Origin of the sequence: Lysobacter firmicutimachus (assembly GCF_037027445.1) — a bacterium.
GTDB classification, from domain to species: Bacteria; Pseudomonadota; Gammaproteobacteria; order Xanthomonadales; family Xanthomonadaceae; genus Lysobacter; species Lysobacter firmicutimachus.
Map to the genome: position 1 here is coordinate 5,051,447 of NZ_JBANDL010000002.1, position 14,066 is coordinate 5,065,512.

The 14,066-nt window shown below is 70.3% G+C and carries 11 protein-coding genes; 6 read left to right on the top strand and 5 right to left on the bottom strand.

The genetic code is table 11. The annotated features are described in order from the left end of the window. The first annotated feature begins 60 nt into the window (after positions 1-60). The 4 genes from V2J18_RS21750 (at position 61) to V2J18_RS21765 (ending at position 2,054) form a co-directional block, all read left to right on the top strand. Positions 61-372 carry an I78 family peptidase inhibitor gene (locus V2J18_RS21750; protein WP_064748534.1) on the top strand — a complete coding sequence of 104 codons (312 nt, stop codon included), beginning with the start codon at positions 61-63 and terminating at the stop codon, positions 370-372. A 121-nt stretch (positions 373-493) separates the two neighbouring features. Continuing rightward, on the top strand, positions 494-913 hold the full coding sequence (locus V2J18_RS21755) for an I78 family peptidase inhibitor (protein WP_336132878.1): 420 nt from the start codon (positions 494-496) through the stop codon (positions 911-913). A 242-nt stretch (positions 914-1,155) separates the two neighbouring features. After that, positions 1,156-1,620: a guanyl-specific ribonuclease gene (locus tag V2J18_RS21760; protein ID WP_336132879.1), complete on the top strand. Its 465-nt coding sequence runs from the start codon at positions 1,156-1,158 to the stop codon at positions 1,618-1,620. Further along, entirely contained in the window at positions 1,617-2,054 is a 438-nt protein-coding gene (locus V2J18_RS21765) for a barstar family protein (RefSeq protein ID WP_336132881.1), read from the top strand. Before V2J18_RS21760 ends, V2J18_RS21765 begins: the two co-directional genes overlap by 4 nt. Before the next feature lie 9 nt (positions 2,055-2,063). Here the strand turns inward: V2J18_RS21765 and V2J18_RS21770 are convergent, their stop codons facing one another. After that, a complete protein-coding gene (locus V2J18_RS21770; RefSeq protein WP_064748531.1) occupies positions 2,064-2,297 on the bottom strand; it encodes a hypothetical protein in 234 nt (77 codons plus the stop codon). Positions 2,298-2,363: 66 nt separating this feature from the next. After that, a complete protein-coding gene (locus V2J18_RS21775) occupies positions 2,364-3,629 on the bottom strand; it encodes a TCR/Tet family MFS transporter (RefSeq protein WP_336132882.1) in 1,266 nt (421 codons plus the stop codon). A 483-nt stretch (positions 3,630-4,112) separates the two neighbouring features. Here V2J18_RS21775 and gltB point away from each other — a divergent pair, with 483 nt between their 5' ends. Beyond that, positions 4,113-8,582, top strand: a complete 4,470-nt coding sequence (gene gltB, locus V2J18_RS21780) for a glutamate synthase large subunit (RefSeq protein WP_064748529.1) — start codon at positions 4,113-4,115, stop codon at positions 8,580-8,582. A gap of 301 nt (positions 8,583-8,883) precedes the next feature. Next, positions 8,884-10,416, top strand: a complete 1,533-nt coding sequence (locus tag V2J18_RS21785) for an FAD-dependent oxidoreductase (RefSeq protein ID WP_064748528.1) — start codon at positions 8,884-8,886, stop codon at positions 10,414-10,416. A 271-nt stretch (positions 10,417-10,687) separates the two neighbouring features. Here V2J18_RS21785 and folE read toward each other — a convergent pair whose 3' ends face one another. The 3 genes from folE to V2J18_RS21800 form a co-directional block, all read right to left on the bottom strand. Further along, entirely contained in the window at positions 10,688-11,281 is a 594-nt protein-coding gene (folE, locus tag V2J18_RS21790; protein WP_064748527.1) for a GTP cyclohydrolase I FolE, read from the bottom strand. 208 nt (positions 11,282-11,489) lie between these two features. After that, on the bottom strand, positions 11,490-11,852 hold the full coding sequence (locus tag V2J18_RS21795) for a hypothetical protein (RefSeq protein ID WP_336132883.1): 363 nt from the start codon (positions 11,850-11,852) through the stop codon (positions 11,490-11,492). A gap of 132 nt (positions 11,853-11,984) precedes the next feature. Further along, positions 11,985-13,673 carry a sensor domain-containing diguanylate cyclase gene (locus tag V2J18_RS21800; protein WP_336132884.1) on the bottom strand — a complete coding sequence of 563 codons (1,689 nt, stop codon included), beginning with the start codon at positions 13,671-13,673 and terminating at the stop codon, positions 11,985-11,987. Positions 13,674-14,066 lie beyond the last annotated feature (393 nt).

The window sequence follows — 14,066 nt, forward strand, 5'->3', positions numbered from 1 at the left end:
TTCATGCGCCGCACACGTCGCCGGCCGCAGGCTCGCGACACCCGATCAGGAGCCTCCGCCATGTCCTCCTTCGCCCGTTTGCGCGTCCTGCTGCCGGCCGCCGCGATGTCCCTGTTGCTCGCCGCCTGCGCCACGCCGATTCCGCCCACCGACGTCGGCGGCGGCCCCGGCATCTGCAAGCCCGAAGCCGCACGCTGGGCGATCGGCCGCTCGCCCTCGGCCGACGTGGTCGAACGCGCCCGGGTCGAGAGCGGCAGCCGGTCGGTGCGGGTGCTCGAACCCGGCACCGCGGCCACCATGGACTATCGCGAAGACCGTTTGAACATCGACGTCAACGAACGCGGCGCCATCACCGGGTTGCGCTGCGGCTGATCGCGGACGCGACCCCGGTCGCGGATCGCACGATCCGCGATCGGCGTTAACCCTGGGCACAGCCGCCACGAGGCAGGCTCGGCCGGACCGCGCCGCGCGCGCTTTCGCCCAGGACCCCGTCATGCCGAGCCGGACCCCGCGCCGTTTTGCCGATCGCCCCACGCTGCAACGCCTGCTCGCCGCAGCCGCCCTCGCCGGTTCGCTGTCGTTGGCGCTGAGCGCCTGCGCCGGCACGCCCCGCGCCGACGAGATGCCCAGCTCCACCGAACCAGCGCCCTCGCCGGCCGACAGCGCCGCGATCGCCGCGGGCGAACCCGCGCCGCCGCCGCCGCGCCCGCACTGCAACGCCGAACTCGCCCAGGCCCATGCGGCCGGCAAGACCGCCGACACCGCCACGGTCGAACGCGCCCGGGTCGATGCCGGCGGCGATGTGGTGCGGGTGCTCAAGCCGGGCCAATTCGTGACCAAGGAGTACCGCGAAGGCCGGGTCAACGTGTACGTCGACGAGAACAACGTGGTGATCAGCGTCAGCTGCGGCTGAACCCGCGCCGCCAACGCGACGATGCGATGGCGTCCGCGGCGATGGATCGGCCGGCCCGGTCCGTCGCAACGCGACGCGTCGGCCTGCCCCATCGCCGACGTCGGCCGCGTTGCGAACGCTGCAATCCCGTCGCCGTGCCCACAACGCGGATGCGGCGATAGCCGACGACCCCGATCGGGCGCGCCGCCGCGCCCGTGCCGCGCCGTTTGGCCTACACTGCCGCGGTTCGCCAGGAGTCCGTCATGCGCCGCCATTTGTGGCTGATCGCCGCCGTGTTGTTGATCGGCCTGTGGGCTTGGAGCCAGCGCGGGGAACGCGCGCCCACCTCGCCCGCCCCAACCACGCCCGCGTCGGCGCCGGGTGCGCGGCCGTCGCCGGTCGTCGCCTCCGAACGCAACGTCCACGACGAAACGCCGCCGATCGCTTCGATCGCGCTGCCGCCGGAAGCGGCCGACACCCTGCGCCGCATCGCCGCCGGCGGCCCGTTCGAGCATCGCCAGGACGGCAGCGTGTTCCAGAACCGCGAACGCCGCCTGCCGCGCCAGCCGCGCGGCTACTACCGCGAATACACCGTGGACACGCCGGGCGAGAACGACCGCGGGGCGCGCCGCATCGTCACCGGCGGCGATCCGCCGGCCGAGTACTACTACACCGACGATCACTACCGCAGCTTCACCCGCTTCGAACCGAGCGGAGGTGGACGATGAGCCCGGTCGATCCGCGCGAGCTGCTCGCCGACCCGGCCCAGGCCGGGGCGTATTTCATCGACGCGCGCGATGCGCGCGCGCTGGCCGACGCCGCGACCGAACTGGAGTTCGCGCTGGCGCGGGTGGACTTCGCCGGCTGTCAGGACAAGCGCGACGCCCTCGACCGCATCGGCCGCGGTCTGCGCTTCCCCGACTGGTTCGGCCACAACTGGGACGCGCTCAACGACTGCGTCAACGACCTGTCCTGGTGGCCGGCGCCCGGCTATCTGCTGCTGATCGAGAACGCCGGCCCGTGGCAGGCGCAGTTCGGCGACGATGCGGCGACGCTGATCGAGATCCTCAACGACGCCGCGCAGGACTGGGCCAAGCAGCGCATCGCATTCTGGACGTTGCTGCCGCTGCCGGAAGCCGAGCTGGCGCAGATGGCGCCTTGAGCCGCCGGCTCAAGGCCGCTCGTCGCGCTTCTTGAAGTCGACCGGTTCGCTCTTGCGGTCCGAGCCCCACTGGGCCTCGAGCTTGCGCTCGCACCACGAGGGCGGCGTTTCGCCCGGGCGCAGCGGTCCGCTGGCGCACTCCGGGCGGGCATCGACGGCGGCGTTGGTATCGCGGTATTCGACGCTGCCGCAGCCGCTCGAGGCGGCGGCGAGCACGAAGGCGGTAAGCGCGGGCAGACGCATGGACGGACTCCGATGGACGAGCGGGCAGTGTCGCTGCCCGCGCTCGCCCGCCGCCTGTGCCATCGGTTAGACGGTCGCGTCGGCGGCCGGTGCGGCCGGCGCCGGTGCGCGGGCGAAACGCCAGGCGATCGCCACGCCGACCGCGAGCAGCGCGGCGGCGATGAACCACGGCGCGCCGGGCAGGTGCAGCGGCGTGTGCTTGCCGATGAAGTAACCGAAGCTGCCGGCGAACAAGGCCGGGCCGAGCACGCCGGCCAGCGACACCAGGCTCATCAGCGCGCCCTGGATGCGGCCCTGCGCATCGGCGCCGACCTGGCGCGTGATCAGGGCCTGGGTCGCCGGCGCCGCCATCGCCCACAGCGCGCTGATCGGCAGGCCGAGCAGGAACAGCCAGCCGGTGCCGGCCAGGCCGTAGATGATGAAGCCGGTCACCCCGCAGCTCAGGCCCAGCAGCAGGGCGCGGCGCTCGCCCAGGCGCGCCACCACCCGGCCGACCAGGCCGACGTTGACGATGATGTTGAACACGCCGACCACCAGCAGCACCCAGCCGACTTCGCGCAGGCCCCAGTGGTACTGGTAGTCGGCGAACAGCACGAAGATGCTCGGGTAGACGTAGTGCGCCATGTTGGCGATGAACACCACCGCGGCCAGGCCGAACACCTGCGGGTAGCGCCTGAGCAGCACCAGCGCGCCGAACGGATTGGCATGGCTCCAGTCGAAGCGCGGCGTGCGCTTCTCCGGCGGCAGCGACTCGGGCAGCACGAACAGGCCGTAGAGGAAGTTCAGCAGGGCCAGCCCGGCCGAGAACCAGAACGGCAGGCGCAGGTCGATCTCGCCCAGGTAGGCGCCGATCACCGGCCCGATCACGAAGCCGACCCCGAACGCCGCGCCGATCATGCCGAAGCTCTTGGCGCGCTGTTCCGGCGGTGTGATATCGGCGATGTAGGCATTGGCGGTGGTGAAGCTGGCCGCGGTGATGCCGGCGATGATCCGCCCGACCAGCAGCAGCGGCAGGGTGTTGACCACCGCCATCAGGATGAAGTCCAGGCCCAGGCCCAGGCACGACAGCAGGATCACCGGCCGGCGGCCGTAGCGGTCGGACAAGGCGCCCTGGATCGGCGAGAACACGAACTGGATCGCCGCGAACACGGTGCCGAACACGCCGACCCAATACGCCGCCTTGGCGGTGTCGCCGCCGACGAAGTTCTCGATCAGATGCGGCAGCACCGGAATGATCAGGCCGAACGACAGCACGTCGATCAGCACGGTGATGAAGATGAAGAGCAGCGCAGCGCGCCGCGCGCCCGGGACGGGAGCGGAAGCAATGGTCATTGGGAGACGAAAGAGGCGGCGGGGACGTCCTTGCGGCGCAGTCTAGCGCGCAGCTGCGCCGGCGCCGCTGACTATGGTCATTTCATGATGGTTTCTTACGTTACCAATTGTCTCCGGAATCTGGAATTTTTCCCGATACTTCATAGCCTTACGAACGCGCTTGTGAGCGCACGCGCTAACAGACGTCCCCCCTCGCGCTTACACGCCGCGCAGTCGCCGCAAGCGAATTGCCGCATCGCACAAATTGTGGTTTAGTCGAAACACGCTCGGTTCGGACGCCGCGGTGCGGGAGGCATTCCCGCGCCATTGGCCGATGCGCCCTGCGTGACGGCAACACCTACGGCGAAAACAGCGACGACATCGCGCGAGCGCGCTCGCGTTGGGGACAGCACTTAGGGATGCACCACTAAGGGACACGGCGACACCACAACGCGCAGCGGTAGCGAGCTAGCGATCACGGAGCACCCACGGTCCGGAGATGCGATGCAAGCCAAGCAACAACGTCTGTACGACCCCCGCGACGAGCGGGACAGCTGTGGATTCGGGCTGATCGCGCAACTCGACGATCGTCCCAGCCGCGCTTTGGTCGATCGCGCTCTGGAAGCGCTGTCGCGCATGACCCATCGCGGCGCGGTCGCCGCCGACGGGCTCAGCGGCGACGGTTGCGGTTTGTTGATCCGTCACCCCGACGCCTTCCTGCGCCTGATCGCGCGCGAGGCCAACATCCGCCCGGGCGCGCATTTCGCCGCCGGCCTGGTGTTCCTGCCGCACGACCCGGCGCTCGCCGCGCAGGCCCGCGACACCCTCAACGAGACCGTGCGCGCCGAAGGCATGCGGGTGACCGGCTGGCGCATCGTGCCGGTCGACCTGGCGGCCTGCGGCACCCTGGCGCGCAGCACCGTGCCGCGGATCGAGCAGATCTTCGTCGACGCCGCCTCGCCGTTCGACCCGGCCGCATTCCAGCGCTCGCTGTTCCTGGCCCGGCGCCGCGCCGAACAACGCCTGCGCCGCGCCGACGCCGACGGCTTCCGCGATTTCTACGTGGTCAGCCTGTCCGCGGCCAGCATCGGCTACAAGGGCATGGTCCTGCCGGACCGGCTGATGCAGCTGTACCCCGATCTGCAGCGGCCGGAGCTGGCCGCCAGCGCGGTGGTGTTCCACCAGCGCTTCTCCACCAACACCACCCCGCGCTGGCCGCTGGCGCAGCCGTTCCGCCTGTTGGCCCACAACGGCGAGATCAACACCGTCGCCGGCAACCGCGCCTGGGCGCAGGCGCGCGCCCACGCCTGGCGCACGCCGACCCTGGACCTGCGCGAGTTCGATCCGATCGTCAGCCTCGACGGCTCCGATTCGCAGAGCCTGGACAACATGCTCGAGGTGCTGCAGGCCGGCGGCATGGACCTGCTCAAGGCGATGCGCATCCTGATTCCGCCGGCGACCCAGTCGCTGGAGTACAAGGACGCCGACCTGGCCGCGTTCTACGAGTACTACGCGCTCAACTCCGAACCCTGGGACGGCCCGGCCGGCATCGTCACCTGCGACGGCCGCTACGCCGCCTGCACTTTGGACCGCAACGGCCTGCGCCCGGCGCGCTGGCTGCGCTCGCGCGACCGCCACTTCCTGATCGCCTCCGAAGCCGGGGTGTGGGAACTGCCGGCCGAGGAGATCGAGGCCAAGGGCAAGCTCGGCCCGGGCGAGATGATCGCCGCCGACCTGTACCAGGGCGAGCTGCTCGACTCCGAGGCGATCGACCGCATCAACCGCGCCCGCGCGCCCTACAAGCGCTGGCTCAAGCAGGGCGTGACCTACCTACACAGCGAACTGATCGACCCCAACCTGGCCGCCGAGCCCTTCGACCACGAGACCCTGTCGGGCTTCCAGAAGCTGTTCCAGCTGACCCGCGAAGAGCGCGAGCAAGTGCTGCGGCCGTTGGCCGAGATCGAGCAGGAAGCCACCGGCTCGATGGGCGACGACGTGCCGATGGCGGTGCTGTCGCAACAGGTGCGGCCGCTGTACGACTACTTCCGCCAGGCCTTCGCCCAGGTCACCAACCCGCCGATGGACCCGCTGCGCGAGGACTGCGTGATGTCGCTGGCGACCCAGATCGGGCGCGAGGGCAACATCTTCGTCGACGTGCCGGGCAATGTCGGCCACATCCACCTGAACTCGCCGGTGCTGGCCCAGCGCAAGCTGCGCCAGCTGCTGTCGATGGCGCCGTACGACCAGTCGCACCGCTACATCGACCTCAACTACACCGCCGAGGAAGGCCTCAAGGCGGCGATCGAGCGCATCTGCGCCGAAGCCGAGCAAGCCACCCGCGACGGCAACGTGCTGCTGATCGTCACCGACCGGCGTCCGCGCCGCGACGCGCTGATGATGCACGCCCTGCTCGCCACCGGCGCGATCCACCAGCACCTGGTCCGGGTCGGCCTGCGCTGCGACGCCAACCTCATCATCGAGACCGGCACCGCGCGCGACCCGCACCATTTCGCCTGCCTGATCGGCTTCGGCGCGACTGCGGTGTATCCGTACCTGGCCTACCAGACCCTGCACGACCTGGGCGCGCGCGGCATCCTGCGCACCAAGCACGGCGAGGTCGCGCAGATCGGCCGCAGCTATCGGCGCGCAATCAAGAAGGGGCTGCTCAAGATCATCTCCAAGATGGGCATCGCCACCATCGGCAGCTACCGCGGCGCGCAGCTGTTCGAGATCATCGGCCTGGACCCGGAAGTGGTCGAGCTGTGCTTCGCCGGCACGCCTTCGCGCATCCGCGGCGCCGGCTTCGAGCAGTTGCAGCAGGACAACGAGCTGCTGGCGCAGATCGCCTGGGACGCCAACCGCCTGCCGGAGATCGGCGGCCTGCTCAAGTACACCCCGGGCGGCGAGTACCACCTGTTCAATCCCGACGTGGTCACCCGCCTGCAGCGCGCGGTCGGCAGCGGCGAATGGAGCGACTGGCAGCGTTACGCCGAAGCGGTGAACGAGCGCCCGACCGCGGCCCTGCGCGATCTGCTCGAGCTCGACGCCGATCCGGCGCGCGCGATCTCGCTGGACGAAGTCGAACCGGTCGAAGCCATCGTGCGCCGCTTCGACTCGGCGGCGATGAGCCTGGGCGCGCTGTCGCCGGAAGCGCACGAGGCGCTGGCGATCGCGATGAACCGCCTGGGCGGCCGTTCCAATTCCGGCGAAGGCGGCGAAGACCCGGTCCGCTACGGCACCGACAAGGTGTCGAAGATCAAGCAGATCGCCTCCGGCCGCTTCGGCGTGACCCCGGAGTACCTGGTCAACGCCGAAGTGCTGCAGATCAAGGTCGCCCAGGGCGCCAAGCCCGGCGAAGGCGGTCAGTTGCCCGGGCACAAGGTCAACGAGCTGATCGCGCGGCTGCGCTACGCCATGCCCGGGATCGGCCTGATCTCGCCGCCGCCGCACCACGACATCTATTCGATCGAGGACCTCGCCCAGCTGATCCACGACCTGCGCCAGGTCAATCCGCAGGCGCTGATCTCGGTCAAGCTGGTCTCGCACGCCGGCGTCGGCACCATCGCCACCGGCGTGGCCAAGGCCGGCGCCGACCTGATCACCGTGTCCGGCCACGACGGCGGCACCGGCGCCAGCCCGCTGTCGTCGATCCGCTACGCCGGCACGCCGTGGGAACTGGGCCTGGCCGAAGCGCGCCAGGCGCTGGTCGCCAACGACCTGCGCGAGCGGGTGATCCTGCAGACCGACGGCGGCCTCAAGAGCGGTCTGGACGTGGTCAAGGCGGCCCTGCTCGGCGCCGAGAGCTTCGGCTTCGGCACCGCGCCGATGATCGCGCTGGGCTGCAAGTACCTGCGCATCTGCCACCTCAACAACTGCGCCACCGGCGTGGCGACCCAGGACGCCGGCCTGCGCCGCGACCACTTCACCGGCCTGCCGGAACGGGTCGAGAACTTCTTCCGCCTGCTCGCCGAAGAAGTGCGCCATTGGCTGGCCGCGCTGGGCGTGCGCAGCCTGGGCGAGATCGTCGGCCGCACCGATCTGCTGCGCCAGCGCGACGGCGACAGCCGCCGCCAGCAACGCCTGGATCTGGCCCCGCTGTTGGCCGGCGACGGCCTCGCCCACGGCGGCCATTGCGGCATGCCGGCGCCGCCGCAGGCGCCCGACGGCCTGTCGGCGCAACTGGAAAGCGAGCTGGCCGACGCCATCGCGGCCAAGGCCGGCGGCGAATACAGCTACAAGATCCGCAACACCGACCGCAGCATCGGCGCGCGCCTGTCCGGCCGCATCGCCCGCCTGCACGGCGACCGCGGCATGAACGACGCGCCGCTGACCCTGCGCTTCCACGGCACCGCCGGGCAGAGCTTCGGCGCGTTCCAGGCCGGCGGCCTGCACTTCGAGCTGTCCGGCGAAGCCAACGACTACGTCGGCAAGGGCATGGCCGGCGGCCGCATCGTGTTGCGCCCGCCGACCGGCGCGCGCTACGCCGCGCACGAGACGCCGATCCTCGGCAACACCTGCCTGTACGGCGCCACCGGCGGCGAACTCTACGCCGCCGGCCGCGCCGGCGAGCGCTTCGCGGTGCGCAATTCCGGCGCCACCGCGGTGGTCGAGGGCGCCGGCGATCACTGCTGCGAGTACATGACCGGCGGCGTGGTCGCGGTGCTCGGCCGCACCGGCCTGAACTTCGGCGCCGGCTTCACCGGCGGCATGGCCTACGTGCTCGACGTCGAACGCGATTTCGTCGATCGCTACAACCACGAGCTGATCGACATCCTGCGCATTTCCGCCGACGGCTTCGAGCATCATCGCTCGCATCTGCACGACCTGCTCGAAACCCACGCGGCCCTGACCGGCAGCGTGTGGGCGCGCAAGATCCTCGACGAGATGCGCGACTTCCTCGGCAAGTTCTGGCTGGTCAAGCCGAAGGCGGCGAGCCTGGAGTCGCTGGCGGAAGCCTTGAAGAGCGCGGCGTGACGGCGATGGAGCGTGCGCAGGCGAAGGCGGAAGCAACGGCGCGAGCAATCCCCCCCTGCCCCCCTTGTTCTAAGGGGGGAACGGCAAAAGCGAAGGCCGGAATGTTGGCCGAGGCAAAAACGGAAGCGACGACGATGATTGGAATTTCGCGTTTTCAGCGCCCGAGCGCAGACCTTCGGATCCGGTCGGTAAAACCGATCGGTTTCTCCCCGCTGAAAAAGGGGGGGGCGCGGGGATTCGCTTCGGCGTCCAACGCGAACCCCAACGTCTCCTATCGACAACGCCAGCCGGTCCCGCAAGCATGAGCAAGAAGCCCGTCTTCCAATTCCGCGATGCGCCGCGCGAGATGCCGGCGCGGATTCCGCTGCAGCTGCGCCTGGACGGCGACTGGGGCGAACTGTACGGGCGCTTCGCCGAAGCCGAAGCCAAGAAGCAGGCCGGCCGCTGCCTGGACTGCGGCAACCCTTACTGCAGCTGGGCCTGCCCGCTGCACAACTACATCCCGAACTGGCTGGAACTGGCGCGCGAAGGCCGCCTGCACGAAGCCGCTTCGCTGTGCCATGAAACCAATCCCCTGCCCGAGATCTGCGGCCGCGTCTGCCCGCAGGACCGCCTGTGCGAAGGCAGTTGCACGCTCAACGACGGCTTCGGCGCGGTTACCATCGGCGCGGTCGAGAAGTACATCGTCGACAACGCGCTGGCCAGCGGCTGGCGCCCGGATCTGTCGACGGTGCAGGCCAGCGGCCACCGCGTCGCCGTGGTCGGCGCCGGCCCGGCCGGTCTGTCCTGCGCCGATCGCCTGGCCCGCGCCGGCATCCAGGCGGTGGTGTTCGACCGTTACGAGGATATCGGCGGCCTGCTCCACTTCGGCATTCCCAGCTTCAAGCTGGAGAAGTTGGTGATGCGCCAGCGCCGCGAGGTGCTGGAAGGCATGGGCGTGGAGTTCCGGCTCGGCATCGAGATCGGCCGCGACCTGAGCTTCGACGCGCTGCTGGCCGAGTACGACGCGGTGTTCCTCGGCCTGGGCGCTTACCGCTACACCGACGGCGGCCTGCCCGGGCAGGACCTGCGCAACGTGCTGCCGGCCCTGCCCTTCCTGGTCCAGAACGGGCGCGTGGTGCATTCCGACGGCGATGCGCTGCGTTCGCAGCCGATCGCCGGCTGGGAAGACCAGATCGAGCTGCCCGACCTGCGCGGCAAGCGGGTGGTCGTGCTCGGCGGCGGCGACACCGGCATGGACTGCGTGCGCAGCGCGGTGCGCCTGGGCGCGGCGCAGGTGCGCTGCGTCTACCGACGCGACGAAGCCAACATGCCGGGCTCGGCGCGCGAAGTCGCCAACGCGCGCGAGGAAGGCGTCGAGTTCCTGTTCAACCGCCAGCCGCTGGCGCTGCTCGGCGACGAAACGGTGCGCGGCGTGCGTGTGGCCGAAACCCGCCTCGGCGAGCCCGATGCGCGTGGCCGCCGCAACGCCGAGGTGGTCGCCGGCAGCGAATCCGAACTCGACGCCGACGTGGTCATCATCGCTTTCGGCTTCCAGCCCGATGCGCCGCAGTGGCTGGCCGAACAAGGCATCGAGCTGGCGTCCAACGGCCGGATCAAGGTACTGGCCAACAGCGAGGGCTGCGCGTCGCGGCGCAGCGCAGCCGGCGCCGGCTTGCCCTACCAGACCACCCATCCGCGCGTGTTCGCCGGCGGCGACGCGGTGCGCGGCGCCGACCTGGTGGTGACGGCCGCATTCGAAGGCCGCGAAGCGGCCGCGGGAATCGTGCGCCTGCTCAGCGAGCGTACGCCGCTGGCGGCGGCGGGCGATGCGCGCTTGGCGCGAACGGGCTGAGGCGGCCCTCACCCCAACCCCTCTCCCGCAAGCGGGAGAGGGTTCGCAGCGGTTTCGCTTGTCTCCCCTCTTTGCCTTGTAGGAAACGGGCTCGAAGCAGGGTCGCTTGTTCCTGTTCTTCCCCTTGGCGAAAGGGGCTCGAGGCGATGTCGCGCGCTCCCCTCCCCCTGCCTGCGGCAGAGGAGCTCAGCGCGATATCGCTTGTTCCCTTCTCCCGCTTGCGGGAGAAGGCGCCCGCAGGGGCGGATGAGGGGCGCTCGGACAGGCGCCGTCAGCGCCCCGGGCCGACGTCGATGAAGCGCAGGAATTCCGCGCGGGTGCGTGCGTCGTCGCGGAACATGCCGAGCATCTTCGAGGTGATCATGCTGACCCCGCGCTTGTGCACGCCGCGGGTGGTCATGCACTCGTGCGCTGCCTCGATCACCACGCCGACGCCGAGCGGCTGCAGCACGTCCTGGATCGACTGGGCGATCTGCGCGGTCATCTTCTCCTGCACCTGGAAGCGGCGCGCATAGGTCTCGACCACGCGCGCCAGCTTGCTGATGCCGACGACCTTGCCGTTGGGCAGATAGCCGACATGCGCCTTGCCGATGATCGGCGCCATGTGGTGCTCGCAATGGCTTTCGAACTCGATGTCGCGCAGCACGATCATCTCGTCGTAACCGGCGACTTCCTCGAAGGTGCGCGCCAGGTACTCGCGCGGGTCGTCGGTGTAACCGCTGAACCAGTCGCCGTAGGCTTCGACCACGCGCTTGGGCGTGTCGATCAGGCCCTCGCGGCGGGGGTCTTCGCCGGCCCAGGCGAGCAGGGTGCGGACCGCTGCCTCGGCCTGCTCGCGGGACGGCTTGTCGGGGGTATCGGCCATGGTGCGGCCTCTGGCAAGGGGGACCGAAATGCTACCGCAGGCGGGGCTTCACCGGCGTGCCGGTTGAGCCGGGATTCGGGATTGGGGATTCGGGATTGGTTAAGAGCACAAACCCGCACCGCGCCCACCAATCCCGCATCCCCAATCCCGGCCAAAAACAAAAGAGGCCGCCCGGAAGCGACCTCAAGACTCCCTGGGGGAGAGAGACCTAGGGAGCGGACCGCGGCGCACGGCGCGGCGGTCGGTCGAGCGCATGCGGAAGGCTGCGCTCGATGTGGTGCCAGCCGTCGCGCACCGCTTCGCGCGCTTCGGACCAGTGCAGGCGCGAACTGGCGCGATGGCCGCTCCAGTCGCGGGCCAACTCGGCCTCGATGTCCTCGAAGCGGCGCCCGCCGCAGTCCTGGAAACGTTCGTAGCCGTAGCGGTAAGCCGGTTCGTAATCGAGCCATTCGCGCCCAGCGCTGTAGTAAGGGGCGAAACGGAACTCGCGATGGAAATGCTCGCGATACTCGCTCGGGGCGATGACCTCGGCCACCGCGGCGCCGACCTCCTTTCCCTCGTGCTGTCTCATGGCCCCTGAACCGAGCGCGGCAGATCCGCGCTTGCCTGGGGCCTAAGCTAGGCCCAGGCCGATGCAATGCAGGTGAAGACCGGCGCCGTCTCGTTCAGCGCGCTCAGCCTCGTCAGGACTGCGTGAGGACGCTCAGTCCGGGAGCAGGGCGGTGGCCACGTCGCGGCCGCTGTTCTGGGCCACGCTGACCGCGTTGCGGCCGGCCGAAATGGCGTTGCGCAGGGCCTGGCCGACCCGGTCGAACAGTTGCGGCACCGACTCGCCGCGCTGCGACATGGCCAGGCCGATGCTGACGCTGATCGTGATCTCGTGGCTGTCGATGCGGAACGGGCGGCGGGCGAAGGTGTCGGCGATGCGCCGCGCGAGCAGTTCGCACTCCACCCGTTCGCATTCGCTGACGATGCCGAAGCAGTCGCCCTCCATGCGCGCGATGGTGTCGTCCGGACGCAGCACGCCGCGCATGCGCGACAGCGCCTGCTGCAGCAGCGCGTCGCCGACCGCGCGGCCGTAGCGGGCGTTGATCTCGCCGAAGCCGTCCAGGTCGACCAGCAGCAGGCCGTAGTTGTTGACGTTGAGGCTGCCCGGCGACGACCAGGCCTCCAGCATCTGCTCCAGCACCTGGGCGTTGAGCGCGCCGGTCAGCGGGTCGCGTTCGACCGACTGCCGCGCCAGCAGCAGGATGCGGTGGCGGTTGGCGGCGTGCTGGCTCAACGCCAGCGCCAGCACCGCCGATTCCAGCACCGCGGTCAGGGCCAGGCCGCGCTCGGCCCACTCGGCGTCCTGCAAACCCAGGGTGTTCGCGGCCAGGGCGGCGGCGAACACCAGCATCGGCGTCCAGCCCAGCAGGTAGTAGCCGGCGTAGGGCGCGCCGCGACGCCAGGCGATCACCGCGATCACCAGCATCAGCGGCACGCCGAGCAGCAATAGCGCGTTGCCGCCGATGTACCACCAGCCGTAGGACTGCTCGCGCAACACCACCAGCACCAGCAGCCAGAACATATTGGCCCACTGGATCAGGCGCAGCACCCAGGTCACCCGCGGCATCAACCGCGGCAGATCGAGGAAGCGCAGGCTGAAACCGAGCTGAAAGATGGTGGCCAGGGTCGCCAGCGCCCAGCCGACCGCCGGCTCGCTGGCCAGCCCGGCCAGGCCCCACATTTCCGAGGCGTCGCCGGACAAGAACAGCAGATAGGTGGCGATGCAGGCCAGGTAGGCGCCGTAACCGAGGTAGACGAAGTCGCGGAACGCGACCCAGACGCCGACCATCGCCACCGCCATCAGCATCATCGCGGTGAAGGCGGCGGCCATGAAGCGGGCGTCGCCGCGCTCCTGCCGGGCCAGGTCGGGAATGCTGGCGAAGGACAGGCGGATCTCGCTCATCGCCGCGCGCCCCTTGATCCGCAGGTACGCCACCGAGGACGGCGGCCAGCCGTTGGGCAGGGCCAGCACCCAGCCGCGCCGCATCAGCGGCACGCCGCCGTGCTCGGCGTCCTCGACTTCGCGCGCGCCGGCGCCGGGCGGGTAGTACAGCAGCGGGCCCATCGCCCGCGGCCCGCGCAGCACCAGCAACTGGCCCTCGTGCGGGGCGATCGCGCGCTGGCTGGTCAGGCGCAGCCAATAGCCGGCGTCGCGGCGCGGCAGGCTGAAACGGATCACCTCGTCGGGACGCTCGGCGACCAGGCGCTTGATCACCGGCGCGCCGACCGGCGGGGCCTGCAGGTCGGTATCGGTCAGCAGGACCTCGACCTTCAGCGATTGCGCGGCGGCCGGCAGGCAGGCGCAGGCCAACGCGATCAACAGCGCCCACAGGCCGATGCGCATACGTTCAGTCCGCTCCCACGTCCGAAGCGCAGCAGTCTAGCCCGAGACGATGCGAGCCGTGCGGCAGCGAAGCCGGATGCGCCGGCGGGGGACAAAAAACCGACGATCCGGCCGCTGCGCCGAAGCACGGCGGACGCGCTACCAGGTCGCGTCCGCCGTTCCGCCGGCGGCGGGCGGGCCGCGCCGCGGGACGTCGCGGCCGGACCGTCGGGTCGAGGAAAACGGCCGCCGTGCGGCGGCAGGGCCTCGGACGGGGACCGGTCGCACCGGTCCGCCGCGGGACTGCAAAAAGACCGGCGCCGGTGCGCGGCGATCGAGAGGGGAAGGGCCGCGCCGCGCCCCGGGAATCGCGCCGGTCAAGAAACCTCAGGAGCTTTCGCCGCGGCTCAGCCG

Excerpts from the sequence above, each read along its gene's own strand:
- V2J18_RS21785 (WP_064748528.1), top strand. The coding sequence starts at position 8,884 with ATGAGCAAGAAGCCCGTCTTCCAATTCCGCGATGCGCCGCGCGAGATG.
- folE (WP_064748527.1), bottom strand. The coding sequence starts at position 11,281 with ATGGCCGATACCCCCGACAAGCCGTCCCGCGAGCAGGCCGAGGCAGCG.
- V2J18_RS21775 (WP_336132882.1), bottom strand. The coding sequence starts at position 3,629 with ATGACCATTGCTTCCGCTCCCGTCCCGGGCGCGCGGCGCGCTGCGCTG.
- V2J18_RS21765 (WP_336132881.1), top strand. The coding sequence starts at position 1,617 with ATGAGCCCGGTCGATCCGCGCGAGCTGCTCGCCGACCCGGCCCAGGCC.
- V2J18_RS21800 (WP_336132884.1), bottom strand. The coding sequence starts at position 13,673 with ATGCGCATCGGCCTGTGGGCGCTGTTGATCGCGTTGGCCTGCGCCTGC.
- gltB (WP_064748529.1), top strand. The coding sequence starts at position 4,113 with ATGCAAGCCAAGCAACAACGTCTGTACGACCCCCGCGACGAGCGGGAC.
- V2J18_RS21750 (WP_064748534.1), top strand. The coding sequence starts at position 61 with ATGTCCTCCTTCGCCCGTTTGCGCGTCCTGCTGCCGGCCGCCGCGATG.
- V2J18_RS21795 (WP_336132883.1), bottom strand. The coding sequence starts at position 11,852 with ATGAGACAGCACGAGGGAAAGGAGGTCGGCGCCGCGGTGGCCGAGGTC.
- V2J18_RS21755 (WP_336132878.1), top strand. The coding sequence starts at position 494 with ATGCCGAGCCGGACCCCGCGCCGTTTTGCCGATCGCCCCACGCTGCAA.
- V2J18_RS21770 (WP_064748531.1), bottom strand. The coding sequence starts at position 2,297 with ATGCGTCTGCCCGCGCTTACCGCCTTCGTGCTCGCCGCCGCCTCGAGC.
- V2J18_RS21760 (WP_336132879.1), top strand. The coding sequence starts at position 1,156 with ATGCGCCGCCATTTGTGGCTGATCGCCGCCGTGTTGTTGATCGGCCTG.